Origin of the sequence: Eubacterium sulci ATCC 35585 (assembly GCA_001189495.1) — a bacterium.
Lineage (GTDB): Bacteria > Bacillota > Clostridia > Peptostreptococcales > Anaerovoracaceae > Eubacterium_B > Eubacterium_B sulci.
In genome coordinates this window covers 762,008-788,514 of the sequence record CP012068.1, presented here as the reverse complement: position 1 = coordinate 788,514, position 26,507 = coordinate 762,008, and the positions used below count along the sequence as shown (strand labels likewise).

The window sequence follows — 26,507 nt, the reverse complement described above, 5'->3', positions numbered from 1 at the left end:
ATTCACATAAAAAAGCCTGCATTGAGCAGGCTTTTATAGTTTCTAAAATTCTTATATCTTGAATGTCTGGAACTTCTCTTCTGTTCCGTCATCCTCACCGAACTCGTAATCGTTGCCTGGCAAAATTGCATTTACTAGGATACCAACGATAGCTGCGATAGCAAGTCCTGAAAGTGTGATTGTTACACCTTTGATTGTGAAGCTTGCTCCACCAACTGAGTTAAATCCAAGTGCACAAACGAGTATCAAAGCTGCGATGATTGTGTTTCTTGACTTTGTGAAGTCAACCTGGTTCTCAACTACGTTTCTGATACCGATTGCTGAAATCATTCCGTAAAGGATGAATGAAACTCCTCCGATTGTTGAAGCTGGAATGCTCTCGATTAGGAAGCTCACCTTAGGAATGAATGAAAGTCCTACTGCAAAGAATGCTGCGATTCTGATTACTCTAGGATCGTAGATCTTTGTTAGAGCAAGAACTCCAGTGTTTTCTCCGTATGTTGTGTTTGCAGGACCACCGAATGCTGAAGCTAGGCAAGTTGCAAGTCCATCTCCAAGAAGAGTTCTGTGAAGACCTGGGTCTGCAATGTAGTTTCTCTTTGTTGTAGCACCGATTGCTGTGATATCTCCTATGTGCTCCATCATTGTTGCAAGAGCAATAGGCATAATTGTAAGTATTGATGATACATCAAACTTCATCATCTGAATTGGCGGAAGACCTATCCACGACCTTGAGGCTGCTGCACTAAAATCAATTTCTCCCATGCAAGCTGCTACAGTGTATGATGCTGCCACACCTAGGATGATAGGTATAATCTTGAGCATGCCCTTTCCCCAGATATTGAAGATGATAATTGTTACAACTGCTACTAGCGCAACCACCCAGTTTGTCTTACAGTTAGCGATAGCCGAAGGTGCAAGGATAAGACCGATAGCAATAATGATAGGTCCTGTCACAACTGGAGGGAAGAACTTCATTACGCGCTTAACACCAAAGCCCTTAATCAGAGCTGACATTACTAGGTATACAAGTCCCGCACAGAAAACTCCTCCGCAAGCATATGGAAGCATTTCCTTGTTTGGTGCACCGTTTACCATAGGTGCTACAGCTCCATAGCCACCTAGAAAAGCAAATGATGAACCGAGGAATGCAGGAACCTTTCCCTTAGTTAGAAAATGGAAAAGCAAAGTTCCAAGACCTGCCATGAGAAGTGTTGTGCTTACGCTTAGTCCTGTCAAAATAGGCACTAGTATGGTAGCTCCAAACATGGCAAATGTGTGCTGCAAGCCTAGGATTATCATCTTAGGGACACCTAGCTGTCTGGCATCATAAATGCCAATTTCATTAACATTTTTGTCTGACATATATTTCTCCTTCTTAATAATAAAATAACTTATAGAACACTTATTAACGATTATAGATGTTTACTACGGGCTGTGTTCCCGTCTCATCAAAGTCAATCCTTATTGTCTCAACATGTGATGTAGGAATGTTCTTTCCTACATAGTCAGCTCTTATCGGTAGCTCCCTGTGTCCCCTATCTATCAAAACTGCAAGCTGTATGGTGCCAGCCCTTCCAAAATCTGAAAGTGCATCAAAGGCCGCTCTTGCGGTTCTGCCTGTATATAGCACATCATCAACTAAGACAACTTGCTTTCCGTTGATATCGCAAGGAATCACAGATTCACTAATCTTGGCATCATCAACCTGATTTGGCTCAATATCATCCCTATGACCACTTATATCTAGTACGCCAGTTGGAATATTGCGCTGCTCTATTGTTTTCAGAAACTCGCTGAGCTGATTTGCAATGGGAACACCACCTTTGGCAATTCCAACAATTACAACATCTTCAGTACCGTTATTTCTCTCGGTAATCTGATGTGCGATTCTGCGAAGCGCTCTCATAATTTCATCTGTTGTCATTAGCTGTGATTTGAATTCCATGCTCTCACCCTTACTTTGGACACAAAAAAATCCTGTCAAGACATGCTGACAAGATGCGCAAAAATCGTATGATCTATCACTACCTTATCGGCATCTCTGTACCGACTTAAAGATGTTCTTTTCACATAGAATAATATAATATCTATAGACTTATGTCAAGCAGGTGTATATAATAATTCGTATCTAAATAAGCTAGAAAAAGGAGAATTACCATGGATTTGAGCTATGTAAAATCCCTTTCTTTTCCACTCCCAGAGGAGCTTGAGAAACTAAAGGGCGCAGGATATTTTGACGAGTTTAAAGAGAGAGCAAAGTATCACCTTGATAGAGAAAACCTTCCAGAGGAAGTCAAGAAGAGAATCATTTTAGAGATGCACAATGCCGATGTCAAGCTCAGGGAGTACACCCTAACAGAGAGCGAGCTTATCGAGCAGATTGCTGAGTATGCGCCGGGATTTTCTAGCGAAGATTTCAAGAAGCTTGCCGGAGATACAGACTATATCTTCGTTAATGGTGAGAAGCGATATGTTGACTTTAGCGTTGCTTCACTCTTCATCACAAGCATGCTTTTGACAAACTGGCCAGGAAGCACATATCCTGACGATAAGAGCCCAGAAGTATCTGAATCAAGAGACCACATGAGAAGTACAGGCTCAGCAGAGGTAGCTATCGACCTAGAATTTATCGCAGATGTGGATCCTGAGGCAGCAAAGAACAAGAAACTTTCTGTTCACCTACCTTATCCTTCACCTAATGGGATAGGTATGAGCGATATAGAGCTTGTAAGTACATCAAAGGAATGCGAAATCGCACCTGAGAGCGCACTTCAAAGAACAGTTCACTTCAGCGCAGACGGAAATGAAGAGCAAAGCTTTAAGGTAAGATGCAAGGCAAAGATGACTCAGACATATATGAGCTTTGATGATATTGTTTCTGCTGGAGCAAAGGTAAGCGAAGCTGAGGAAGCTGAGCTCAAGAAGCAGATTCTAGAGAGCGACCTTTCCGAGAAAGCACCTCACTATGTATTCACACCTTTCATAAAAGAACTTTCTGCTTTGATAGTTGGTGATGAGACTGATAAGACTGTAATTGCAAAGAAGATTTTCGACTTTATCACTCACAAATATAGATATGCTTATGTTCGCGATTATGCTGCTATTGACTGGCTTCCAGGCTACTTTGCACTGAGAGGCAGAGGCGACTGCGGACTTCAGGCATCTCTTTTGATTACACTTTGCAGATATAATGGCATCCCTGCTAGATGGCAGTCTGGTGTTGTAACTGATGGAGAATGCGGTGGTGCTCACGACTGGGCTGCTGTTTACTTTAGAGGCGTAGGTTTTAGACCTGTTGATCCATCATTTGGTGGCGGTGCTGTTCGCAGAGGTTCAGAAGAAGATTGTCAGTTCTACTTTGGAAATATCGATCCTTATAGACTTATTTTCAACACTGACATTCAGGAAGAATTCACTGTTCCTAAGAAGTTTTATCGCTATGACCCATACGACAACCAGTATGGAGAAGCAGAAACTGAAGATGCAATGGTAAAGAGAAGCGATGTTAAGCTTTATAGAGTAATTCACTCAAAGACATTTAAATAAGGAATCACAAAACCCTGTTAATTGACTTAACAGGGTTTGATTATCTTATATACTAGTTTGATTTTATGATTTTTGTCTTAGGTACTAGGAAGTAAAGTGGAATTAAATTTAATATGAACGTTCCAACAAACAGAGCTAGGTCTTTAAGCTCTACAGCCTTTGAAGCTGAAATTGCATTTATTATCTCGCTATAGTAATAGCCTGGAAATATCATCTGTATCTTACTTATAATTGTCATGAAGCTTCCTTCAGCTCCAAAGCTTGCAAACGGTATAACAGTCATTGCAGCTAATATTATAAGTGGAAAACTAACTGTATCTATAATCTTAGGCTCGAGTCTAACACCAACTACGAATCCAATCATGCTGAAATAAATCCCCATAATTGTTAACAAGAAGAACTGAATTGCAAGTTCTCCAGTTATTTGAAATTTAAACAAGGCAACTGCTACTGCAAGCACTACTAGAAAAATCAATGTGTTCAGAACTACCTGCACTATGGTCTGGTCTAATAGATATCTCTTAACACTGTACTTTGTGAACTTTGATTCAAATGAGAAAAAATCTATGTTAGATGAAATTCTTTTACTGAATGTAGCCATGCTGTTTCCGATAATACCGATGAAAACTGCAATACCAAACATGATGTTTGGAACTATTCCCTTCTGCACATTGTAGATAAAAATATACCATATAACAGGAACAAAGATTGTAAATATTAGAAATCTCTTATTTCTAAGGACTTGCCTTAGCTGTATTTTCATAATCATGATTATGCCTCCTTTTCTACATTTTCTCTATAATACTGCTCTATGGTCTTACCATCTGCATGAATCTTATCGACTGCATCACTTGCTGCAATTCTGCCATCTTTCAAAATCAAAACCTTTGTAAAGAAATGGTCAATTTGATTGAAGTCATGTGTTACAATTACCGATGTAAACTTCTGCTCATCAAGCAGTTTCCAAAAATTATCGACTGACTCTAAATCCATTCCTGTTGTAGGTTCATCTAGGAATATAAGTTTAGGTGAATTTAAGATTGTTAGTAAAAGAGAAAGCCTTCTTTTCTGACCACCTGATAAGCCACCTACATTCTGATTTCTATGCTCCCCCAGGTCCACCATAGCAAGTAAGGCGTCATAGTCTACATTATTGAGCTTATTCATCTGTGTTTTTAAGATAACTAAATCTAAAACCGTAAGATCATCAATCAAAATATCACCTTGTGGCATCATGCCAATCTCGGTCTGGAAATCTAGCTTTGTGCTTACACTTCCAGAATTTGCTATGAGTTGTCCGGATATTATCTTAAATAAAGTACTTTTTCCAGCACCATTGTTACCGAGCAAAGCAATTCTATCACCTTCTTCTACAGAAAAGCTTACCCCCTTCAGAACTTCTTTATCTTTAAAGGATTTCTTTATTTCTTCAATCTTAAACATATATCCCTCCACTTCAAAATTTTTAACTATTTTATTATATACACAGGTTTATGATTGTCAACAAAAAAAGGCAGACTTTTCTTTGCGAGCCCGCCTTAACAATTTTAATATGCTTTATAAATATTTCTTATTTTCTACGCATTTAGCTTGATTAAGAAAATGAATCTATCTCCATTCATTTCAATCTTATGTTCGATTCCGTAGTTTATGAGGATGTTTGAAACAACATAAAGTCCTATGCCGTTTCCATTCTCCTTGTCCAGGCTAAAACCGATTTCAAAGATTCTATCTAGATTAAGTTCACCTAGATTTTCTCCAGTGTTTTCTACATAGAGCCAGCCATCTTTAACACCAATATTTATCTTACCATCATTTACATTGTACTTTGTTGCATTGCTCATAAGGTTTGATAAAACTATCTTTAGCGCCGTTCTGCCTATGTACAGCTTTTCATCGCCAAGTTTGATATCAAGATGTAAGTTTTTCTTTTCTATTTGCGCCAAATACTTCTTCTCTACATCAGAAATCATATCCTTTAGGACTAAGATTTCTTCATCATTTCTTAACTGGTCGTAGCTAGAAATAGAGAGGGTCTGAGATATGCTGTGATTTAACTCATCTACCATGTTTATGCACTCGCCTATGTAGAAATCCTTGTCCTTGTACTTGCCGATGTTGTACTTCATGTTTTCGAGAACTATCTTAAGTGAAGCTAGCGGTGTCTTTAGCTCGTGAGAACGTCCCCTAAAGAAGTCATACCTCAATTTGCTCAGTCTAGTTATCTCTTCATTCTTCTCTTCTAGGTCATCTATGAGTCCTAGCAAGGTTTCGTAGAGCATGTTTAGCTGTCTTTTGAGGTGTCCAATTTCATCCTCGCTTTTTATTTCTAGGCGTGCATCTCTATCTAGATTTGCCATCCTTTCTGAGACGGCTACAATTTCGTTTACATTCTTACTTATGGATTTGGCAAAAATATATGAAACTATCATTGAGAAAAGCACCGATACTAAAATTGAATAAGGAAGAAAGCTTAATGTGAGGTGTTTTGCATCTTCCTGCATGTTCTCAGAGGAAACAAACTGTAGGGTTATTTTTTTGCCATCCTTAAGCTTAATATCTCGTTCCTCTAATATAACAGAGTTCTCATCGCTATAATAATCTACGTCTATATCTTCCTCTACCTTGATACTGTTATCGCTTTTTATGCCTTTGATATAAGCCTTAATCTCACTGTTATTTGAGTAAAATTCAAGTGCCTGCATGACAAATTTAAGGTCTTTTCCGTTCATACTAAGAGCAATTTCGTCTGCCTTAATATCGACCTCGTGCTTACGGGTTTCTAGATACGACTTTGGAAAAATCAAATACACCGACAGATGAATCACGATTATCAGTATATTAATGATGATAAATATCTGCAAAAATATTTTTGGGAGTATCTTTAAATTTCTCATTTTCTCTCTAATTTATATCCTACATTTCTAATTGTAACTATGCAGTCTAACTCGAGCTTCTTTCTGAGTTCCTTGACATATACATCGATGACTCTATCAAAAGGAATTTCCTCTGACTCCTTCCAAACATTATCGATAATCTGCATTCTCGTCAGAGCCTGACCCTCGTTATTGAGAAGAAACTTAAGGATTTCGAGTTCCTTAGCCTTGATATCGACTGGCTCACCGTTTAGTTTGGCCGTATAGCCTATGAAGTCAACCTCAGCATTTCCGTATTTGAAGCTTTCTGACTGAGACGAGTACCTTTTGATCATAGACTCTAGCCTTGCCTTTAGCACAGGAAGAGAACAAGGCTTTTCCATGTATCCATCAGCTAGGTTTGAAAAAGCATCTATCACGTACTCCTCATCGCCGAAGGCAGTTAGCATCAAAACAGGAACCATGCTCCTAGTTCTTATCTCTCTGAGAACCTCAAGTCCGCTCATAAAAGGAATCTGTATATCTAGCACCACAAGTCCTATATCATTAGTATCAAAACGCTCTAGTGCCATTTTTCCGTCCTCTGCCTGAACCATCTCATAGCCAAACTCAGACATGTATTCGCAGATACCTTCCCTTATCATCTTGTCATCTTCAACAACCAGTATTTTCATACTATTACCTCATTGTCACAAATTCATATATTTAGATTATAATACAAAATGACGAACATCGATAGAATAAACATCGGCATTCGTCATTTTTGTTCCTTACTTAATGTCTGTTAGCAAATCCTTTGGCTTTTTCCTTAGGACGTTAAATGAAGATATCAAAAGTGAAATTGCTAGAATCACCACCATGAATATAACAACATGGATGAAGATTTTCATGCCTACCTCTATGTCTAGGCTAGTGAGCGTCTTATTGAATCCATCTACTTCGGCACCGCCACCAAGCTGGGTTCCAGATGATTCTCCTGCAAGTCTCTTTGATACATCCCCGGTAACCTTCTTGAGAATTCTGTTTCCCATCTCCTTGCCTAGGTATGATGCTTCAAAATATGAGCAGGCAAATGCCGGAATCGAGATAAATACTAGCTCAGAAGCAAACTGAAGGAAAATTTTGCCCTTTGATATACCTATTGAAAGCAATACTGCAATCTCTTTTTTTCTCGCATTTATCCATAGGAATAGAAGAAGCGAAACTACAAGTCCTGCAAATATCAAAGCGCCGGCAAACAGCTTATTGGCAAGTCCATATACACCTGAAATCGACTCCTGAAGCGCTGGATAGTTAGATGAATTCTTGACTAGAGTGAAATAGCTCCAGTCAATATCTAGCTCCTGAACCTTTTCCATGACCTTATCTAAGTCCTTATCTCCCTTTACAAAGAATGTTGCATCCATGTAAACTGCTGTATCCTCAGTGTTTCCATAGACCTTAGCTGCTGTGTGAAGATCTGATACTATATTGTTCTCATAAAGCTCCTGCGCTGCGCTTACGCCTCCATTGTTGTGTCCATCAAAGAGTCCCTTGATTTCAACCTCTACAGTCTCATTAGCTTTTTTTTCATTATCTGCATCAAAGAGATTTGATTTAAGTTTTATCTTATCTCCCACCTTGAGATTGTTCTTAGCGGCAAGGTCCTTGTGCATCAAAATCTTATACTTGTCATCCTGAACTAAAGGCTTACCCTCTACAAGTGTAAACGCCCCTGATACGAACTTCGTTTCGCGTGTTGAATCATTTACGCCAGTTATCATCACCGCGCGTCCAAAGTTCTTTGCTCTTTCAGGAGAAGAATTTGCCTTGGTTTCATCTGTTTCGATTATGTCGTAGTCTACTAGGTCTGCTACGCTTCCAATTCTTTTGACATAGCCATCTATTTCATCCATTTCAGAGATTTTTTTGATATCCTGTCCCCTAACATTTCCGCCACCTCGCGGGGTTCCAGGATTTGTGGATCTATTGATTTCCATACTAAAGCTATTTGTTATGTTCTTAAAGGTTTCGTTTGAAGCCTTATCCGTTGCATCTTTGATAGATAGTCCAATCATCGATAGTGTCGACATCGATAGAATTACAAGGAAGATGACAATGGTTCTAAGCGGCTTTCTCCATACATATGTAAAAGCATTCTTAATCACAGCTAACCTCCAAACTACTTTCTCTTAAGCTTCTTATTGCTGATTTCTAGCACGACATCTGCTGCATCTGCAATATCCTTGCTATGAGTAACGACAATAACGCATTTGTTTCTCTCTTTTGCAAGTCTCTTGAAGAGATCAATAATTTCCTTTGAGCTAGCCTGGTCGAGATTTCCCGTAGGTTCATCTGCAAGTATTACTGGTGCTTCAGATACCAAAGCTCTTGCAATCGCAACTCTCTGCTGCTGACCGCCCGATAGCTTAAGAACGTTTCTCTTTATTTGGTTTCTGTCTAGACCAAGCTCAAGCAGTATATCTTCGCTTGCATGCTTATTTACAAGCCTGATGTTTTCAAGCGGTGTAAGATACTCAATGAGATTGTAGTTCTGAAATACTAGCGAGATGTTATCTCTCCTATGTTTGCTATATCCTTCTTTCTCAATATTTTCACCACGGAATAGGATTTCTCCTCCCTGCGGCGAGTCAAGCCCAGCAAGTAGTGACAAAAATGTCGATTTCCCTGCGCCTGACTTTCCAATAATCGCGTAAAACTCTCCCTCCTCAAAGCCCTGGTTTACTGATGATAAAACCTTTTCCTTTGAGTTTGCATAATTGTAGCTTAAATTTTTTGCTTCTAAAATATTCATCATTGCTCCTAACTAACTTTTGATAGAATATCCTTCGGTTTTTTAACCAGTATCGTAGCCGAAGCTGCGACAACAGATATAACGATTATTCCTATTAGTACTGCATAGCACTGTAATAGACTTGTAATATTATCGAGTCCAAATCCCTGCTGGTAAATTCCTCCTTGAACAAAGGCGCTCTCATCTGTGACAATAGCTCCTAGAAGCTGTGATATCAAAATGCTTCCTGAAAGCAAGGCCACTATCAAAGCAGGAATAGATATGAACACTAGCTCAAGTATGAACTGGCTCATTATCCTAATCTTACTATATCCAATCGAAAGCAGAATTCCTATCTCATAGGTTCGCTCTCTTATCCACAGAATCAGTATCAAAGTGAGAACGACTATGGCACCAACAACTATCAAAGTAGATATCAGTCTTATGATGTGCTTCATGCTTCCAACTGCAGCCGAGGCCTGCTCAAAAGCCTTGGAATCCTTGATTATCTCATATTTTGACCAGTCGATATCAAGAGCTTTGATATCTTCCTTGACCTTGTCTAGCTGCTGTGCATCTTTTACATAAAGCCTTAGGCTTGTTGCAATTTCATCATCCTTTGATAGGCCAAGAGCCCTCTGGCTTCCATAATAATCGGTAAATACCATGTTTTCACTCAGGTCAGATGAAAGTCCTGTATACTGCTCTGTCGTCTTACCGCTGAAGATACCAACTATCTCAAAAGTCTTAGCTTCAGAGGAAGCACTATACGCCTCGTCCTTAAATATGGATAAGCTTACCTTATCGTGTAGCTTCCAGCTATTCTTCTTTGCTAGCTCTTTGTGTACGAGAATCTTATACTTATCGCCTTCCTTTAGAGCGCGTCCATCTTCAACAAAAAAAGCACCGCTACGAAATAGTAGATTTCTTCTACTTTCCGTAACGGCATGGATGGACACGAGATTATTTAGCTCCTGCGGCAAATCGTCTCGCTGGATTTTTTGCGCACCGTCAAAAATGCTGCCACTTGTCAGCTTTGCAGTGCCTGCATATTCTGCTGTAATTTCTTCGATATTGCTGATAGAATCTAAAGAACTTAGATCCTTTATATGAAATGTTCCCTTAGCATTCTTACTAGCTATGGAAATAGATGAATTCGATAATTTATAGATAGATTTTTCTACGGCGCCAATTGATTTTGCGACATAGAAACAGGAATAAAGAGATGACAGCACCAAAGCTATGAGAATAAATGCAATCAAGCTTCTGTTTCTCTTTCGGCTGATATATGCTAAAGCATTCTTAGTCATGATTGCCTCCACTTAGTCGCCGTCCCCACGGCTCTGGTACTGTCTAGATTCCAACCCCTCGGAACCTATAATTCTAGCCTAATCTCCCAAGTAAATATCCCTCTTATCTACCATATTAAGTTGTATTTATGAATTCTTTATGAAATGGTTTGAAAAAATTTATTCTGTTCTCAAAGCCTCCACAGGATTCTTCTTTGCTGCTATTCTCGATGGAATAAATCCAGCTATCAAAGTGAGCACAACGCTAAGTATTATCAAAGATATAGCAGTGCTAGGGCTAACGCTAGCATTGAATCCACTTATATCAAGTGACTTTGCCACAAGCTTATTAATTGGAACTGTAAGCGCTGTAGCTACAGCAACACCTAGAACGCCCGATGTAAATCCGAGAATTCCAGCTTCTGCATTGAATATTCTCGACACGTCCTTCTTTCGGCTTCCTAGAGCGCGCAGAATTCCTATTTCTTTTGTTCTTTCTACAACTGAAACGTATATCAAAATTCCTATCATAACAGATGATACTAGCAGAGAAATAGCAGAAAACGCAATCAAGATGAAGGTTATTGAGTTAATAATATCCCCAAATGCCTTGGTTATCATCTTTGCTGTATCAGTATATGAAATAGCATATCTTTGATAGTCATTGCTATTTTTTTCATACTTCTTCTCAAGATCCTTGTTGAACTTTGATATGGTGTTAATTATATTTTCTCTATCATCAAAGGTCTTAGCATAGAAACTTATGCTCTTAGGCGTTCTATCACCACCAAGCTGCTGCATAATCTCTTGATATCTCTCGTCTGTCAGTGAGTCTCCGCTTCCACCTATTACACTTTTGCTCTTGCTATTTTCTTGAGCCTTAACTATATCAGAATTCTTTTCTGAGTTTAGCATAGTATCTAGGAACTTTCTGTTATACCCAATTAGACCATTAAAGGAGTTTTTTGAGCTATCATTAAGCCTCATAACTGCAATAATCTCTAGATCCTTACCCTCCTCGTATAGGCTGTCTGTAATTTCATTTGGAACGAAAACATCACCAAACTGACGGAAGTACTGGTTGTTTGTCAAAACCTTAAATTTCTTGCCTATAAGCTCCTCAGGCTTGATGCTCTTTCTTCCGCTGTAGCCTAGAAGCTCAAGCTGTGTCTCGCTAAGCGTTCCCTCTGCACCAACAAAGATAATGGCTTCGTTTTCTGCTGGATATTTAAATTTTCCCGATTTGCTAGCCAGCAAGTCGTAGTCATTTGTTATAGTCTTCTCGTCAGCTGGAAGAACGGCGAAGTTACTTATGGTATTGAAGATTGTCTTTACTTCATTTTCCTGAACAGACTGTATCTTGCCATTTTCATCCTTAGTCAGAGCCTTGAGCATGTATCCTGTACTGTACTCTAGACTCTTATAGTACTTGCCCGCATGCTTTTTCATGTATGATATGAAGTCTCCGTTATCTCCCCCTAGAGCATTTTCTGTATATCTATTTAGGTGGAGGCTTCCCATTTCAGCTAGTTTGATTTCCTTGCTTTGATTTACTTTTGGAGGTGCTGTTCTGAGAACCTTCTTTGAATCAACAGCTGAGATTATGACAGGCATGGTCGCGATAGTATCTTCCTGAGTTGTTTTGATATAGCTGTTCATTCCAGATGATATAGCCATTACGGTTGCAATACTTATAATTCCAATGCTTGCTGCAATTGTCGTAAGAACTGTTCTGACCTTCTTTGTGAGCAGGTTCTTAAAGCTAGAATTTATCGCCTGAGCAAAGGACATAGATGTCTTAGGCGAATTGTACTCGCTATCTTCAGTCTCAGTATTTGGCGCTGTGTCCTCAATAACAACACCATCTGAAAGTCGAATAATACGGTCGCTGTATTTTTCTGCTATCTCAGGGTTATGAGTAACCATGATTACAAGCTTGTCCTTGCTTATCTCCTTGATCAAATTCATAATTTGGGCACTTGTACTGCTGTCGAGTGCGCCTGTTGGCTCATCTGCAAGTATAATCTTAGGGTCTGTAACAAGGGCACGGGCAATGGCAACCCTCTGCATCTGCCCGCCAGATAGCTGATTAGGCTTCTTATTCATGTGGTCAGCAAGTCCGACCTGCTTCAGTACCTCAGTCGCCTTCTCCTTACTTTCCCTACTTGATATCCCAGAAATCGACATCGCAAGCTTTACATTTTCAAGCACGGAAAGATGGCTAATCAAGTTATAGCTTTGGAAGACAAATCCGATTGTTCCATTTCTATAGCTATCCCAGTCCTTGTCCCTAAAGGATTTTGTCGATGTGCCGTCGACTATCATATCTCCTTCATCGTAGCCGTCAAGCCCACCTATCAAATTGAGAAGCGTCGTTTTTCCACTACCGCTTGCTCCTAGTATGGAAACAAACTCGTGACCAGCAAATGATATGGAAACATTGTCTAGCGCCTTTTGCGCACCAGCCCCACTGTTATATATCTTTGTTATGTTTTTTAACTCTAGCATATTACCCCCGTATTATCTAGTTCTATTAAGCTATGATATCCTTTTAACCTTTCTATTGTCTACTCTATATATACCAATCATGTCGATGAGCAACCATGTGTTCTTTGGATAGGCGACATATCTAGGCTCCCATACAGGTCCGAACTTTTGCTTATACTGCCTTAGACCATTAAATGAATAGAACCTATTTGTAAAGGCATATATTAGGTAGGCTATTTTTTCATGCATGAAGCTATGCTTTGCTCTTCCTACATTTGATAAAGGTGCCATGCCTAGGTCAAAATTACAAGCTCCCTGCTCCTTAAAATAACTCATAATCTTTATAAAAAGATAGTCCATTATGCCATTTTGCGATTTATGTAAATCATATCTCATCAAATCTATACCAGAAATCGTTTTATTATTTACTACGATAAATGTCACAAAGGCTTGTATTTCCCCATTCTCATCCTTTGCGATAGCAACAGGTGCAAGCTTTATATATTCTTCATCAAAATATCCTAGAGAAAAGCCTTTTTCTTGACGTCCATCTAGCCAACTATCTGATATTTTTCTAAGATTATCCATTAATTTATCATCAAAAGGAGGCTCTACCACCTCAAATGTATAACCTTTGTTCTCTAGTTTGTTAACAGCTGTTCTGAACTTTCTGCCTGCCTTCCCCTCTAAAGTGAAACGCTCTAATGGAACATGTGCCATCTCTCCGAATTTCATGAAATCGTATCCGTAATCATGAAGTACGAGCGTTGTTTCTTGATTTACTTCGTAGAAAACTACTGATATATTTGCAAGTTCAGCGTCAGCTAGTATTTTGGATATTGCCTGATCTAGATATCCTGGTTGCGATATTGGATCGGACATTACAACACATTTGTTGTTTTCCATTGCGAATTGAAAAACTGCTCTATCCACTCCATCCTCTTGATACCAATATAGATATTTATCACCTAAAAATGCAAGTGCAGCGTTTGGATTTATATTATCAATTGTAGCTAGGAAATTTATATACCTTTGCTTATCAAATTCGCATCCTAAAACAGCATCATCTCTTCTTATTAGGCGTAAAATCGTGCGATAAACTACAACTATAATAAGAGCCATAATTAAAAGACCTAGCCAATGTGATACAAAGTATTTCGTATGATAAAAGCTTCCTAGGTGATGTGAGTCAATTCGAGCAAGCAAAACAATCGTAGTGATTAATACTATACCTATTGCACCAAAATCCTTTACTATATCCTCCCATGCATAGATATAGCTTATACGATCAAACTCCCTCCTGTTCCACCAGGTAAGTGCTATCAAAGCCAAAAGAAGTATACTACTTGGTATAGAGTAGACCCCTATATTTAGGTAAATCAAAGTTAATACCCCTATTATTGTGGTAATAACTGGCACTATCTTCAAGTTGCGAGCAATCAATCTTGCTACTAGAAAATACACTATACCTAAAAGTATACATGGGTATTGCCAGATAAACTGCCCCTCTACAGGCTTAAGTTCCTTTAATATTGGTATATGACTTAATTCCTGTGGAACGATTGCAGATATTATGAGGAATATAGCAAAAATCCTAAATCCCCAAACTAACATTTTAATGGATAGAGACTCCAGAACTTTTTTAGGGATTCCAAGATATTTTTCATTTATCTTTCCACCCATATTTTTGATAAATAATATCACCCCTACTGCAAATGGACACATATAATAAAACAGTCTGTATACGAATATCCAGCTAAGTGCCTGCACCTTGTCAAGTCCAAGACTAACAAGGCCTGTTACCATTACTAAATCAAAACTTCCTAAACTTCCTGGAATCATTGACATGATGCCAACAGTTATGGAAATCATAAATAATGGGACTAACTCAGAGATTGGTAGTGAATAACCTAAACATCTGCCCGATAATATGAAAAAACTGCTTACACAAATCCAATCTATCGCTGATGACAGAAATAAAGCTATTGCAGTCTTTCCTTTCATTTGCCCAAAGTAAGTCAAGCTTTTTCTATTTGAAATAAAAAGAATGAAAGGAAGATAAAGTCCTGCTGCAAGTAGTGCAGGCCAGTAGCGATGTATATCTGATGAGCTAGGAAAAACTGTAATCAAAACTAGCGCTATGAGTGACATAAATGAAAAACCACTCATAAAATATGGTATAACGCGAGATATTGCCTGCATGCTTGCATCTGGTTTTTCCTCATCTGCATAAAATGAATATCTTAGTCCAACATCAACCAGTCCTGCAAATCCAATCATATTATTCAGCGTGTTGATTGTCCAACTTGTCTCGATGAGATATGAAAGCCTTGGACTTTGCTTTAGTTCCTTGTTCAGAATATAGTCATAAAGTATCATTGGTGATACAGCAGCAAATCCCAGCACAAATAGGAATAGCACCTTCTCAGGTGCTATAGTTCCTATCGTACTTGTTACTTCATCGATAGAAATGGACCTAAACATCCTAATTATTTCTATGATGACGAGGCTTCCTATTGACATGAACAAGACAAGCTTAATCGGGTTTTTCCATTTTTTTAGAATTCCAATAATCTTATTCATAAATATCCTCTATCCTAATATCATATCAACAATAGGTACAACGATTACAAATAGAATTGTACTAATAGTTACAACATTTGTCGAGAACTCTACATCTCCATCGCCTTGATGAGCAAGGATTGGTAGTACTGCAAGTGCTGGAGCGGCAGACTGGATTACAAAAGTTCTATACTCAGCTGTAGGCATTCCTTTTGCAGTCAAAGTTAGAAGTGCAATCATAACAGCAGGTCCAAGTATAAACCTTCCAATTAATGTTATGATTGTATCTCTATCTAAAGTAATGGTTTTTAGTCCTGCCTTTGATAGAACTATACCAATGTATAGGAGAGACAGTGGCGTTACCAGATTACCTATATATGTTAGAGTGCTAGTTGCAAAGCTAGGTACCGGGATTTTAATAACCAAAAATACTAGAGCAATCAAAAATCCAACTAGTGGAGCAGGAAGAAGTTTCTTCCAATCAAACTTACTTGCGCCCTCATTCTTACCAGTCTTGCTATCGCTTGTCATTAGGTAGACACCTAGGGTCCAAGTCGAAACAGTATTTGTAATATAGTAGATCAAGAAATAAGGAAGTGCCTCATTTCCAAATAAAGCTATGTTTAATGGTAATCCAATAAATATAGTATTTGCATTTACAAAAGTATTAATCATAGTGCCTCTTCGACCAGGCCTAACTTTGAACACCTTTACGGTGATAAAGGCTACTATATAACCTAATATGAATGCTCCAAATGTATATATCAAACCACCTGAAAGACTTATCAGCTTGTCTAGTGTGAGATACTTCATAACCGAAACAAAGATTGATGCAGGAAGCGCTACATTCATAATTAGGCGTGATAAATTAGCTCCAAAGCTATCCTCAAACCATCCACGACACTGAAGTACATATCCTAATACGATTATAATTATAATCGGAATTATACTCTCTATAGATGTTAGTAATATATTCATAAAAAACCTTTCTTTACTTCATACCGAGAATATTAAGCATGCGTGCCAAGAGACAAGGTCTCATTGGCACACTTTATAAGCAAACTATAAATTATTAACGATACTTAGGGTACCACTTAAGTTCATGTACTGCCTTTGCCATATCCTTTTCCTCGCAGCGTGCAAGTCCTTGCTCCTGAGCCTTATTAGCAACTGCTTCAGCTACCTTTATTGAAACCTCAGCAACATACTTAAATGGAGGTAATACAGGAGCACCTGGTTTTTTCATATCTATAATTCCACCTAAGGCGCGAGCTGCAGCACCTATCATCTCATCTGTCAAAAGACTTGCCTCTGATGCTAACATTCCTAGTCCTAGACCTGGATATATCAAAGCATTATTTGCCTGACCAATTACATGTTCCACACCTTTATATGAAACATTATCAGCTGGTATTCCTGTTGCAACAAAAGCCTTTCCATCCGACCATTTGATAAGATTTTCAGCACTTGCTTCAGCAAGCTTTGTTGGATTAGAAAGTGGGAAAATCATTGGATGAGCAGAGTTCTCACACATAGCCTCCACTATTTCTTTAGTGAAAGAATTAGGATTTGTCGATGTTCCTACCAAAATAGTTGCCTTTACGGTTTTAACTACTTCTAGAAGGTCTGTGAGCTTTTCAGCATTTGTAAAATCAGAACGCTTCTTTGCAAAAGGTCTCTGCTCATGAGTTAGATCATCCATGTCGTCAAATAGGAGCCCTTGCTTATCTACCATGAAGAAATGTTTATAAGCCTCCTCTTCCGAAAGTCCTTCATTTACCATCTCTCTAAGTACACGTGATGCAATACCAGCTCCAGCCGTACCACCACCGTAGCACACATATACCTGATCAGTCAGCTTCTCACCTGATATTTCCAGAGCTCCGTATAGACCACCTAGAGTTACTATTCCAGTTCCCTGAATATCATCGTTAAATGTAGGGATTTTCTTGCGATATTTTTCTAGTATGTTTGCTGCATTTGATCGTCCAAAATCTTCCCAGTGTAGATATAGCTTAGGGAATAACTTTTCTGCAGTCTGAACAAACTCATCTATAAAATTATAGTATTTGTCTCCCGTAATACGCTCATGGCGATTTCCTAGGTAGTTAGGATTTTCAAGAAGTGCTTTACGGTTAGTTCCAGCATCTATTACCAAAGGAAGCACCATAGACGGATCAATACCAGCAGCTCCTGAGTAAACCATAAGCTTGCCTACTGAGATATCCACACCATTTGTTCCCCAATCACCTATTCCAAGAATTTCCTCAGCATCTGTAACAACTATGAGGCGTATATTACGATTACCTGCTGCATTTCTAAGCGTCTCCTCAATATATTCAGGATGGTTTATATCTAGATATCCAGCATACTGAGGATCTACGAAGAGGTCACTATAGTTTTCTATGGTCTCAGCAATTGTTGGATCATATACAATAGGGTTAAACTCCTCTAGGTGCTGTGAAAATAGATAATAGAAAAGAGTACGATTTGTATTGAAGATTTCCATTAGGAATAGACGCTTCTCCAACATACTCTCCTTCTTTTCCATATGTGCATAAGTTTGTGCAGCCTGCTCCTCTATAGTCTGAACATATGGTGGAAGTAGCCCAATAAGACCTAGTTTCTTACGTTCTTCCATGGTAAAAGCAGTTCCCTTATTTAGAAATGGGTTGTTTAGGATTTCGCGTGATTTCATAGTACACCTCCACACTTGTGTAATCCCATGATTACATTATAAAAATACGATTTGAACTTCATGTTCATTTTTTTAGCAAAAATACTCATCTATACAGCTATTGTATCACATTATACCCTAATTGTATTATTATACATACCTGTAGAACAAATATTTTCTATGTATTATATTATTCATCAAAGTATGATATTATTTATTTAATTATATAGTTATTATCTGAAAGGAGCTTATGCTATGCTTTACGGACATGATAAGGTTAATATTTTGATGCAGCCTTCACAGATCACATATCTCAAGAACGTTTCCGAGGATCTAGGAATAAATCTATATCTCAAGAGAGACGATATAACAGCGCTTGGAACTGGCGGAAACAAGCTTCGTAAACTTGAGTACCTAGTTAAGGATGCTTTGGATAAAGGAGCTACAATGCTTCTTACAACTGGTGGTGCTCAGACTAACCACGGAAGACTTACTGCCGCATCAGCAGCTCGCTTTGGACTAAAATCTGCTATTGTAGCCGTAGATGAATATCCAGGTGAGATTTCTGCTAATCTTATACTAGACGGCATCATGAACTGCAATGTCTACCTCGTTCACAACGATGGCACAAGAACCAAGCAGGAAGTTGCTGAAGAAGCTTTTGCGAAGATTACTAAGGAATGGGAAGACAAAGGCGAAAAGGTTTACTTCATCTGCACTGGTGGTTCAAACAATATAGGTATGCTCGGTTACTATGACTGCGCTCTTGAACTAGATAAGCAGCTTAAGGAAATGAAGTTAGAAGATCCACGTGTAATCACAACCGTTGGAAGCATGGGAACATATATGGGACTCTTTGCAGGACAGAAGAACGAAGACCTTGGATTTAGACTCACAGGTATTGCGATTGAGCCATTCCCAGATGGAATAGAAAAGACAGCTATCGAGTACTACAATAGCTGTAAGAATCAGTTTGGTATGAAGTTTGACGCCAAGGAAAGTGACTTTGACCTAACCTGCGACTACCACAGAGGTGCATATAACAACCCTTGCAAGGAAGTTCGCGATGCAATCTACTACCTAGGAAGCAAGGAAGGTATAATCATGGATCCATGCTACACAGGTAAGACATTTGCAGGAATTCTAGAGATGGTAGAAAAAGGCGAAATAGCAAAGGGCGAAAATGTTGTTATGATTCACACTGGCGGAATTCCAGGAATCTACACAAAGCACCATCGCCTAGAGTTCGAAAAAGAGCTAGAAAAATACATTCATATAATCTAAAATCTGAAATACAAACCGCCTGCGGATAGTAGCTCGCATAGAGCATTCCGAGGCGGATTTTTAATGCTTATTTACGGAATCAATTTGATTTGAATTTCTTCCAGTACTTGTTATACATATCGTCGTACTTGGTGCCGAGGTCCGTCAAGGACTCACATTTTGATATGATGCTCTCATCGGGGAAGATGTACTTCTTGCTCTCCGTATCCTTTGATACCTTCTCTATTACTGCCTTATTAGGGATGGTGTATGTTAGGTATTCATAGTTTTTAAGCGCGGTATCCTTTCTCATCATGAAGTCAATCCACTTCTCAGCATTCTTCTTGTGCTCTGCATTTGCAGGTATAGCCCACATGTCAAGAAACTCCTCGCTTCCCTCCTTTGGCACTACGAAATCTAAATCGCTGTTCTCCTCCCTAGAATAAAGAACCTCACCGTTCCAAACAATAGCAATATCCGTAGATCCTCCTATGGCTAGGTCTCTTGCTGCGTCGTTTGAGTACTTGTAGACAAGAGGACTTTGATCTTGGAGGAACTTTGTTGCCTCCTTGAGCTCAGACTCCTTTTTGGTGTTTATAGAATACCCCCTAGCCTTAAGCGCAATCGCAAAGTTGTCACGCACGCTATCAGGCATGACAATCTGCTGGTCATACTTCTTCTTGAGAAGATCATTCCAAGATTTTATCTCGCCCTCGCGTACCTTCTTGGTATTGTACATGACGCCTAGCACTCCCCATGTATGAGGAACCGCATATTCGTTATTTTTATCAAACTTTGATGCAATCTGCATATACCTTTGGTCGATGTTTTCAAAGTTTGGAAGGTTTGCATAATCAAGCTTTGCTAAAAGCTTCTTCTTGATGAGCCTTTCAATCATATAATCAGATGCACAAATTACATCATACTTTACAGTTCCCTTTGAAATAACCGGATACATCTCTTCGTTTGTATCAAAGTTATCTAAAATCACCTTGATGCCAGTCTCTTTTTCAAATTCATCTATCAAAGCAGGATCAAAGTAGTCGCCAAGGCTATAAACCTTGAGGACTTTGGAGTTATTTTCTTTCTCTTCACCCTTTCCTCCGCAGGCTGCAAGTCCTAGGCATAGAGCGAAAATAAGAAGCATCGAAACTATTCTTTTCTTCATCTGTCCTTGCCCTCCTTTATTCCTGAAAGGATGTTAGTTATTATAAGTATAACAAGCACGAGAATAAAGATTACCGTCGAAAGCGCAAATAGCGTAGGCTTAATTCCAACCTTGACCTGACTATATATCAAAGTTGAAATCGTATTTATTCCCGCACCTCTTGTAAAGTGCGTTATAACAAAGTCGTCTACTGACATCGTAAAAGCAAGCAGAAATCCCGAGAAAATTCCCGGCCAAATCTCAGGCATGACAATCTTATAAAAAGCGTACTGCGGACTTGCTCCAAGGTCTAGCGCCGCCTCATAGGCACTAGGACTCAGCTGCTTTATCTTCGGTAGTACCGAAAGTATTACATAAGGTATGCAAAAGGTAATGTGTGATAAAAGCACCGTCGTCCACGAAAGGTCAATTTTGAATGCTAGGAAGGTCATCATCAAGGATATTCCGATAACGATATCTGCATTTAAAAGCGGAATGTTATTTAGACCCATCAAAACATTCTGCGACTTCTTTCTCATTTTGTTCATGCCAAGGCAGGCAAAGGTTCCTATAAATGTTGAAACAAGAGCTGCCACAAAGGCGATTGAAAAGGTATTTCTTATAGCCTCGATTATCTGGTCGTTTTCTAGCATGGCTCTGTACCATTTGAGCGAAAATCCTGACCAAACTGCCATAGTCTTAGCTTTGTTAAATGAAAAAACGGCTAGTGTCAAAATCGGTAGGTACAGGAACATGACGATAAGCGCAAGGTAAATGTTACTTCCAATCTTTCTCATATCAAAGCACCATCCCCATCCTTATCGAGCCTCGACATCAGCTCCATAGTAACCAAAATGAATACCATCATTACAAGCGAAAGTCCTGAGCCGAGATTCCAGTTCGAAGTTGTCGTAAACTCCTGCTCGATGATATTACCTATCAAATATATCTTTCCTCCACCCAGCATATTCGAAATAGCAAAGGTTGTCAGCGCAGGTACGAATACCATGGTTATGCCACTAGCTATTCCTGGAACGGAAAGCGGAAGAATGACATCCTTGAAAACCTTGGCCTTGGTTGCGCCTAAATCATACGCAGCTTCGATAACTGCATTTTCGATCTTAATCATTGAATTATATATAGGCAGTATCATAAAAGGCAGATAGTCGTAGACCATGCCTAGTACAACTGCTACCGGTGTATTTATAATCTGAAGTCCTGGCATTCCAATATTCTCAAAGAAGCTGTTAATCAGACCACCTCTCTCGAGAAGAACTTGCCAAGCCATGGTTCTAAGCAGGAAGTTCATCCACATAGGAAGTATAAAAATAAACACCAAAAAACCCTTGCTGCTCAGCTTACTGTTTCTGAGAATCAAAGCGAGTGGCAGAGAGATTATTAAACATATCAGGCTGCTGATAAAAGCGAGTAGTAGCGACATCCAAAGTGCCTTAGCATGCTCAGGTGCGAGAATGCTAGTCACATTATCCATCGTAAAAGACCCGCTCCTATCCGTAAATCCATAGAAAGCGATAACTAGTCCCGGAACAATAGTACCGATGAGTATCCAGCCTATGAATGGAATTGCAAAAGGCTTTTTATACATCTATCTCTATTGCCTCCTCTTCCTTGGTCTGAGGCTTGTGCATGATCTGTATGTTGAAAGGAATTACATCAATGCTTACATGCTCACCTACTGCAAAGCTAGTTGTGTTCTGAGCAAGCCAAGTGAATCCACCTGCCTCTATCTCCATCTCATAGTAAACACCAATAAAGATATTGTGTGTAACCACTCCGTCTATCTTACCCTTACCAGGCTCTCTGATGATAATATCCTCAGGTCTTATCATTACATCGACTGGCTTGTTCTTGCCAAATCCAGTATCCACACAATCAAAGACAGTCTCACCTATCTTTACATATTTATCCTCTAGCATTACAGCGTCAATGATATTGCTATCGCCAATAAAGTCAGCAACAAACGCGTTCTCAGGCTCGTTATATATCTCCTCAGGAGTTCCCATCTGCTGTATGTAGCCACCATTCATAACTATGACCTTATCGCTCATGGTAAGAGCTTCTTCTTGGTCGTGAGTTACATATAGGAAGGTAATCCCAAGCTCGTTCTTAAGTCTAATAAGTTCGTACTGCATGTCCTGCCTTAGCTTTAGATCAAGAGCTCCAAGAGGCTCATCAAGGAGAAGAACCTTAGGCTCGTTAACTATAGCTCTTGCAATAGCAATTCTCTGCTGCTGTCCACCTGATAGTGAATCTATTCTTCTTCTCTCGTATCCGCTTAGGTTTACGAGGTTTAGTGCATACTTTATCTTATCTCGGATATACTGGTCGCTCTTTCCTTTGATCTTTAGACCAAATGCAATATTGTCTCCTACATTCATATGTGGAAACAGAGCATACTTCTGAAATACAGTATTGATATGTCTCTTATTTGGCGCAAGGTCTGTAATATCCCTGCCCTCAAAAAACACCTTACCCTTATCAGGCGTCTCAAAGCCACCTACTATTCTGAGCGTTGTAGTCTTTCCGCAGCCTGAAGGTCCTAGCAAAGTGATAAACTCATTCTCATTTACACTCAAATTGAAGTTATCCAGCACCGTCGTATCGCCAAATGCTTTGCTTATGTTCTTAAGTTCTATTAATGATTGCATTTTCCCTCCTAAAAGCTTGGCGGCGTGCTAACCCATATCAAAAGGGCTCCGCTCTTCGACATGAAATAATGTGTTTTATCTGCTTTATAATAAAAGGCTTCTCCAGCCTTGGCTTCGTACTTCTTACTGCCTAAATGGATGCATATGCTTCCCTTAAGTATGTATCCAAATTCCTCTCCCTCGTGAGGGTTATCCGGATAGGTTCTTCCATTAGGTTCTATCTTTAGCCTTATAGGCTCCATCTCGTTCTTCTGAGCATTAGGAATGATCCACTCGATGATATTTCCCTCAGTAGCATCTTCCTTCTCAAAATAGTCCTCTTCTCCGAAAACTATCTGCTCATCCTCTTCGCTAGCAAAGAATTCAGATACGCTTATTCCAAGGCACTGCAAAATATCCTCAAGCGTCGAAATCGACGGTGAGGTAAGGTCTCGCTCAAGCTGGGAAATGAATCCCTTGGAGAGCTCTGCTCTATCTGCTAGCTCCTCCTGAGTTAGCCCATTTCTTATTCTAAGCTCCTTAATCTTTTCACCGATTTGAATAGACATTAGGCATATCCTTTCTAAACTATTTGTTTAGTATTGCTAAACCAACAAAAAAGATTATATCGTATTTTGATTAAAAGTCAAGCAAATAAAATGGATGCTTCTAGAAATTCTAAAAGCATCCGAGCATTTAAGATTAGTTTAGGATTAGCATAAGATTAGTTGGAAAATCTACTACTCTGATTTAGATAATGTATTTTCCTAGCTTGTCCTTAATATACCTTTCGACATCTTCTCTATTGGTATCGAGTGCGACTGCGATTTCGCTATAAATCAAGTCCTCCGCGCGCTTCATATACCGTTTGTCTATCTGCCCTAGGTGTTTCTTATTCCTACCAGCTACCATAGATTTAATATAAATAGACTTGGTCATGGCAAGTAAATCTGCACAGCAGTGATTTTCTATTATGCTCTGATAGTGCTGCGATAGCTGCTGAGAGCTCTTGCACTTGTAATCATCAACCTCAATCTCATCAAAATGATCAAGTAGCTGCGAGGCACTCTCTGCTGAAATTACTGCTCTGATAGGAATCTTATCATTGTCAATAGGTGCATAGATGACACCGCTCTGAAAAACTGGCTCTAAGAGGTAGTAGATACGCTCGTCGTCCTTGTCAACAAAACTTGGCCTGCCAATCTCCTTTACGCGACAAACGCCGGTAGAACCGTACATTACCAATTCGTTTTCTTTGAACATTTGTAACTCTCCTCTTACCATATTTAACTTACAATAATAGTATACACCATCTGCGTATAAAATGTAAGGGGAAAAGCAATTGAAAAAGCCCCTTAGTAACTAAAGGGCTTTTCGTGTTGAATCATTGTCAATTGAATATAAATTTATACACCTTAGTGTAATTTATTCAGATTCTTTTCCGTAAATCTTAACTAGTACAGCTAGTACTGCAACCATCATAGCAAATGCAACTGGAAGTGCGATGAATACATTCTTTACAAATCCAGCAACTATGTATCCTACAAATGATACTGCTGCTACTGTCATAGCGTAAGGCAGCTGTGTATTTACGTGGTTGATGTGATTGCTCTGAGCGCCTGCTGATGCCATTATTGTTGTATCTGATATTGGTGAGCAGTGGTCTCCGCATACAGCACCTGCCATACAAGCTGACATTGCTATTACCATCATCTCCTTATCGTTAGAGAATACTGATACAACGATAGGAATTAGGATACCAAATGTTCCCCATGATGTTCCTGTAGCAAATGCGATTACGCATCCGATTAAGAATACTACAGCTGGTAGCAAGTTTACAAGGTTACCTGCGAGTCCACCTACGAACTCTTGAACAAATTCCTTGCTGCCTAGGCTATCTGTCATAGCCTTTAGTGTCCATGCAAGTGTTAGGATCATGTTAGCAGGAATCATAGCCTTGAATCCTTCTGGGAAGCAATCCATGATATCCTTAAATGAGATAAGTCTTCTTCCTAGGAACCAAGCAACGCATACTAGGATAGCTAGAAGTGATCCTGTTGATAGACCAACTGATGCATCTGTGCTTGAGAATGATTTTACGAATCCTGTTCCCTTGAAGAATCCACCAGCATAAAGGATTCCGCCGATGCAGAATGCGATTAGAATAAGTACTGGTAGAATCATGTCGATAACCTTACCCTTACCTTCGATAGCATCGCTCTGAGCGTTCTCATAAGGTCTATCTGGTGTTGTGTAGATATCGCCATTGATAGCATTGTCCTCGTGAACTCTCATTGGACCATAGTCGAAATGGAAAGCTACGATGCAAACCATCATGAGAATTGTTAGAAGCGCATAGAAGTTGTAAGGTATGCAACGTACGAATAGTGAGAAACCATCTTCTCCAGGAACAAAGCCTGCTACCGCAGCCGCCCATGATGAAATAGGAGCGATGATGCAAACAGGAGCTGCTGTTGCGTCAATTAGGTATGCTAGCTTAGCTCTTGAAACGTGGTGCTTGTCTGTAATAGGTCTCATAACAGCACCAACTGTTAGACAGTTGAAATAGTCATCTACGAAGATAAGACATCCTAGAAGAATTGTGCTGTACTGAGCACCTTCTCTTGTCTTAATGCGTTCTTCCGCCCATGCTCCGAAAGCTGCTGAAGCACCTGTCTTGTTCATCATAGCTACTAGTGAACCGAGTATAATAAGGAATACTAGGATACCAACGTTGTAGCTATCTGAAAGTCTTGAAATAATTCCGTCATGAAGTACGTGATGAACTGTCTGTTCGAAGTGTCCACCTGACCAAAGTATTCCACCACATACAATACCGATGAATAATGAGCTATATGCTTCCTTTGTAATAAGTGCAAGTATAATAGCCACAAATGGTGGTAGTAATGACCAAACTGATCCAAATAAAGCAGGTACATACTCTGCTTCTTTAGCCATAGCGAGAATTGGCATACACATAATTAGTAGTGCCGCAAATCCTATGATCCAGATGGCCCTTGATTTGAGATTTTTCATTAATAAGTCCTCCCTAAACCATTGAGCAATAAATCCAACAAATGTAATTTAGCACTTTTTGATTAAAATGTCAATTAAATATGATGGCAATGTGAACGATTTGTGTTTGGAACAATATAATATTCCTCCTTGCATATGCAGGTTCACTATGTTAAACTTAAATAGCTGTTTTGAGCAGATATTGTATACTTGCCAAGCGT

Annotated in this window: 21 protein-coding genes and 1 pseudogene; 2 read left to right on the top strand and 20 right to left on the bottom strand. The window is 39.3% G+C overall.

Annotated elements, in window-relative coordinates:
* Nucleotides 1–51: 51 nt before the first annotated feature.
* Nucleotides 52–1,365, bottom strand: coding sequence for an ABC transporter permease (locus ADJ67_03605; GenBank protein ID AKT46845.1), 1,314 nt, complete (start codon nt 1,363–1,365; stop codon nt 52–54).
* Between the two features lie 43 nt (nt 1,366–1,408).
* A complete protein-coding gene (locus tag ADJ67_03600; GenBank protein AKT46844.1) occupies nt 1,409–1,948 on the bottom strand; it encodes a bifunctional pyrimidine regulatory protein PyrR uracil phosphoribosyltransferase in 540 nt (179 codons plus the stop codon).
* A gap of 716 nt (nt 1,949–2,664) precedes the next feature.
* On the opposite strand from ADJ67_03600, the pseudogene ADJ67_03595 reads away from it, so the two are divergent.
* Nucleotides 2,665–3,486: pseudogene (locus ADJ67_03595) on the top strand (hypothetical protein).
* Between the two features lie 115 nt (nt 3,487–3,601).
* Here the strand turns inward: ADJ67_03595 and ADJ67_03590 are convergent.
* From ADJ67_03590 to ADJ67_03540, 11 genes are all read right to left on the bottom strand, one after another.
* Nucleotides 3,602–4,318, bottom strand: a complete 717-nt coding sequence (locus ADJ67_03590; protein AKT46843.1) for an ABC transporter — start codon at nt 4,316–4,318, stop codon at nt 3,602–3,604.
* Nucleotides 4,319–4,320: 2 nt separating this feature from the next.
* Nucleotides 4,321–4,992 carry an ABC transporter gene (locus ADJ67_03585; protein AKT46842.1) on the bottom strand — a complete coding sequence of 224 codons (672 nt, stop codon included), beginning with the start codon at nt 4,990–4,992 and terminating at the stop codon, nt 4,321–4,323.
* Nucleotides 4,993–5,126: 134 nt separating this feature from the next.
* On the bottom strand, nt 5,127–6,446 hold the full coding sequence (locus tag ADJ67_03580) for a histidine kinase (GenBank protein ID AKT46841.1): 1,320 nt from the start codon (nt 6,444–6,446) through the stop codon (nt 5,127–5,129).
* Nucleotides 6,443–7,099 carry a transcriptional regulator gene (locus tag ADJ67_03575; protein ID AKT46840.1) on the bottom strand — a complete coding sequence of 219 codons (657 nt, stop codon included), beginning with the start codon at nt 7,097–7,099 and terminating at the stop codon, nt 6,443–6,445. The genes ADJ67_03580 and ADJ67_03575 overlap by 4 nt, the downstream gene beginning before the upstream one ends.
* 96 nt (nt 7,100–7,195) lie before the next feature.
* A complete protein-coding gene (locus ADJ67_03570) occupies nt 7,196–8,572 on the bottom strand; it encodes a peptide ABC transporter permease (protein AKT46839.1) in 1,377 nt (458 codons plus the stop codon).
* Between the two features lie 14 nt (nt 8,573–8,586).
* Complete coding sequence (locus ADJ67_03565) at nt 8,587–9,219, bottom strand: multidrug ABC transporter ATP-binding protein (GenBank protein AKT46838.1); 633 nt, start codon at nt 9,217–9,219, stop codon at nt 8,587–8,589.
* Nucleotides 9,220–9,227: 8 nt separating this feature from the next.
* Nucleotides 9,228–10,508 (bottom strand): ABC transporter permease, encoded by a 1,281-nt coding sequence (locus ADJ67_03560; protein AKT46837.1) that lies wholly within the window; start codon nt 10,506–10,508, stop codon nt 9,228–9,230.
* Between the two features lie 159 nt (nt 10,509–10,667).
* Nucleotides 10,668–12,995 (bottom strand): macrolide ABC transporter ATP-binding protein, encoded by a 2,328-nt coding sequence (locus tag ADJ67_03555; GenBank protein ID AKT46836.1) that lies wholly within the window; start codon nt 12,993–12,995, stop codon nt 10,668–10,670.
* A 30-nt stretch (nt 12,996–13,025) separates the two neighbouring features.
* Entirely contained in the window at nt 13,026–15,557 is a 2,532-nt protein-coding gene (locus ADJ67_03550; GenBank protein AKT46835.1) for a membrane protein, read from the bottom strand.
* Nucleotides 15,558–15,566: 9 nt separating this feature from the next.
* Nucleotides 15,567–16,514, bottom strand: coding sequence for a malate permease (locus ADJ67_03545; protein AKT46834.1), 948 nt, complete (start codon nt 16,512–16,514; stop codon nt 15,567–15,569).
* A 94-nt stretch (nt 16,515–16,608) separates the two neighbouring features.
* Nucleotides 16,609–18,234, bottom strand: coding sequence for a malate dehydrogenase (locus tag ADJ67_03540; protein ID AKT46833.1), 1,626 nt, complete (start codon nt 18,232–18,234; stop codon nt 16,609–16,611).
* A 234-nt stretch (nt 18,235–18,468) separates the two neighbouring features.
* Here ADJ67_03540 and ADJ67_03535 point away from each other — a divergent pair, with 234 nt between their 5' ends.
* A complete protein-coding gene (locus ADJ67_03535; protein AKT46832.1) occupies nt 18,469–19,497 on the top strand; it encodes a 1-aminocyclopropane-1-carboxylate deaminase in 1,029 nt (342 codons plus the stop codon).
* Between the two features lie 79 nt (nt 19,498–19,576).
* Here the strand turns inward: ADJ67_03535 and ADJ67_03530 are convergent, their stop codons facing one another.
* The 7 genes from ADJ67_03530 to ADJ67_03500 all read right to left on the bottom strand — a co-directional run bounded on the left by ADJ67_03530 (nt 19,577) and on the right by ADJ67_03500 (nt 26,307).
* Nucleotides 19,577–20,644: a hypothetical protein gene (locus ADJ67_03530; GenBank protein AKT46831.1), complete on the bottom strand. Its 1,068-nt coding sequence runs from the start codon at nt 20,642–20,644 to the stop codon at nt 19,577–19,579.
* Complete coding sequence (locus ADJ67_03525) at nt 20,641–21,420, bottom strand: putrescine aminotransferase (GenBank protein AKT46830.1); 780 nt, start codon at nt 21,418–21,420, stop codon at nt 20,641–20,643. The genes ADJ67_03530 and ADJ67_03525 overlap by 4 nt, the downstream gene beginning before the upstream one ends.
* A complete protein-coding gene (locus tag ADJ67_03520; GenBank protein ID AKT46829.1) occupies nt 21,417–22,229 on the bottom strand; it encodes an ABC transporter permease in 813 nt (270 codons plus the stop codon). The genes ADJ67_03525 and ADJ67_03520 overlap by 4 nt, the downstream gene beginning before the upstream one ends.
* Complete coding sequence (locus tag ADJ67_03515) at nt 22,222–23,292, bottom strand: spermidine/putrescine ABC transporter ATP-binding protein (GenBank protein ID AKT46828.1); 1,071 nt, start codon at nt 23,290–23,292, stop codon at nt 22,222–22,224. The genes ADJ67_03520 and ADJ67_03515 overlap by 8 nt, the downstream gene beginning before the upstream one ends.
* Before the next feature lie 8 nt (nt 23,293–23,300).
* Nucleotides 23,301–23,834 (bottom strand): Cro/Cl family transcriptional regulator, encoded by a 534-nt coding sequence (locus tag ADJ67_03510; GenBank protein ID AKT47659.1) that lies wholly within the window; start codon nt 23,832–23,834, stop codon nt 23,301–23,303.
* Nucleotides 23,835–24,021: 187 nt separating this feature from the next.
* Nucleotides 24,022–24,534: a hypothetical protein gene (locus tag ADJ67_03505; protein ID AKT46827.1), complete on the bottom strand. Its 513-nt coding sequence runs from the start codon at nt 24,532–24,534 to the stop codon at nt 24,022–24,024.
* A 162-nt stretch (nt 24,535–24,696) separates the two neighbouring features.
* Nucleotides 24,697–26,307: a sodium:proton antiporter gene (locus ADJ67_03500; protein ID AKT46826.1), complete on the bottom strand. Its 1,611-nt coding sequence runs from the start codon at nt 26,305–26,307 to the stop codon at nt 24,697–24,699.
* Nucleotides 26,308–26,507: the final 200 nt, after the last annotated feature.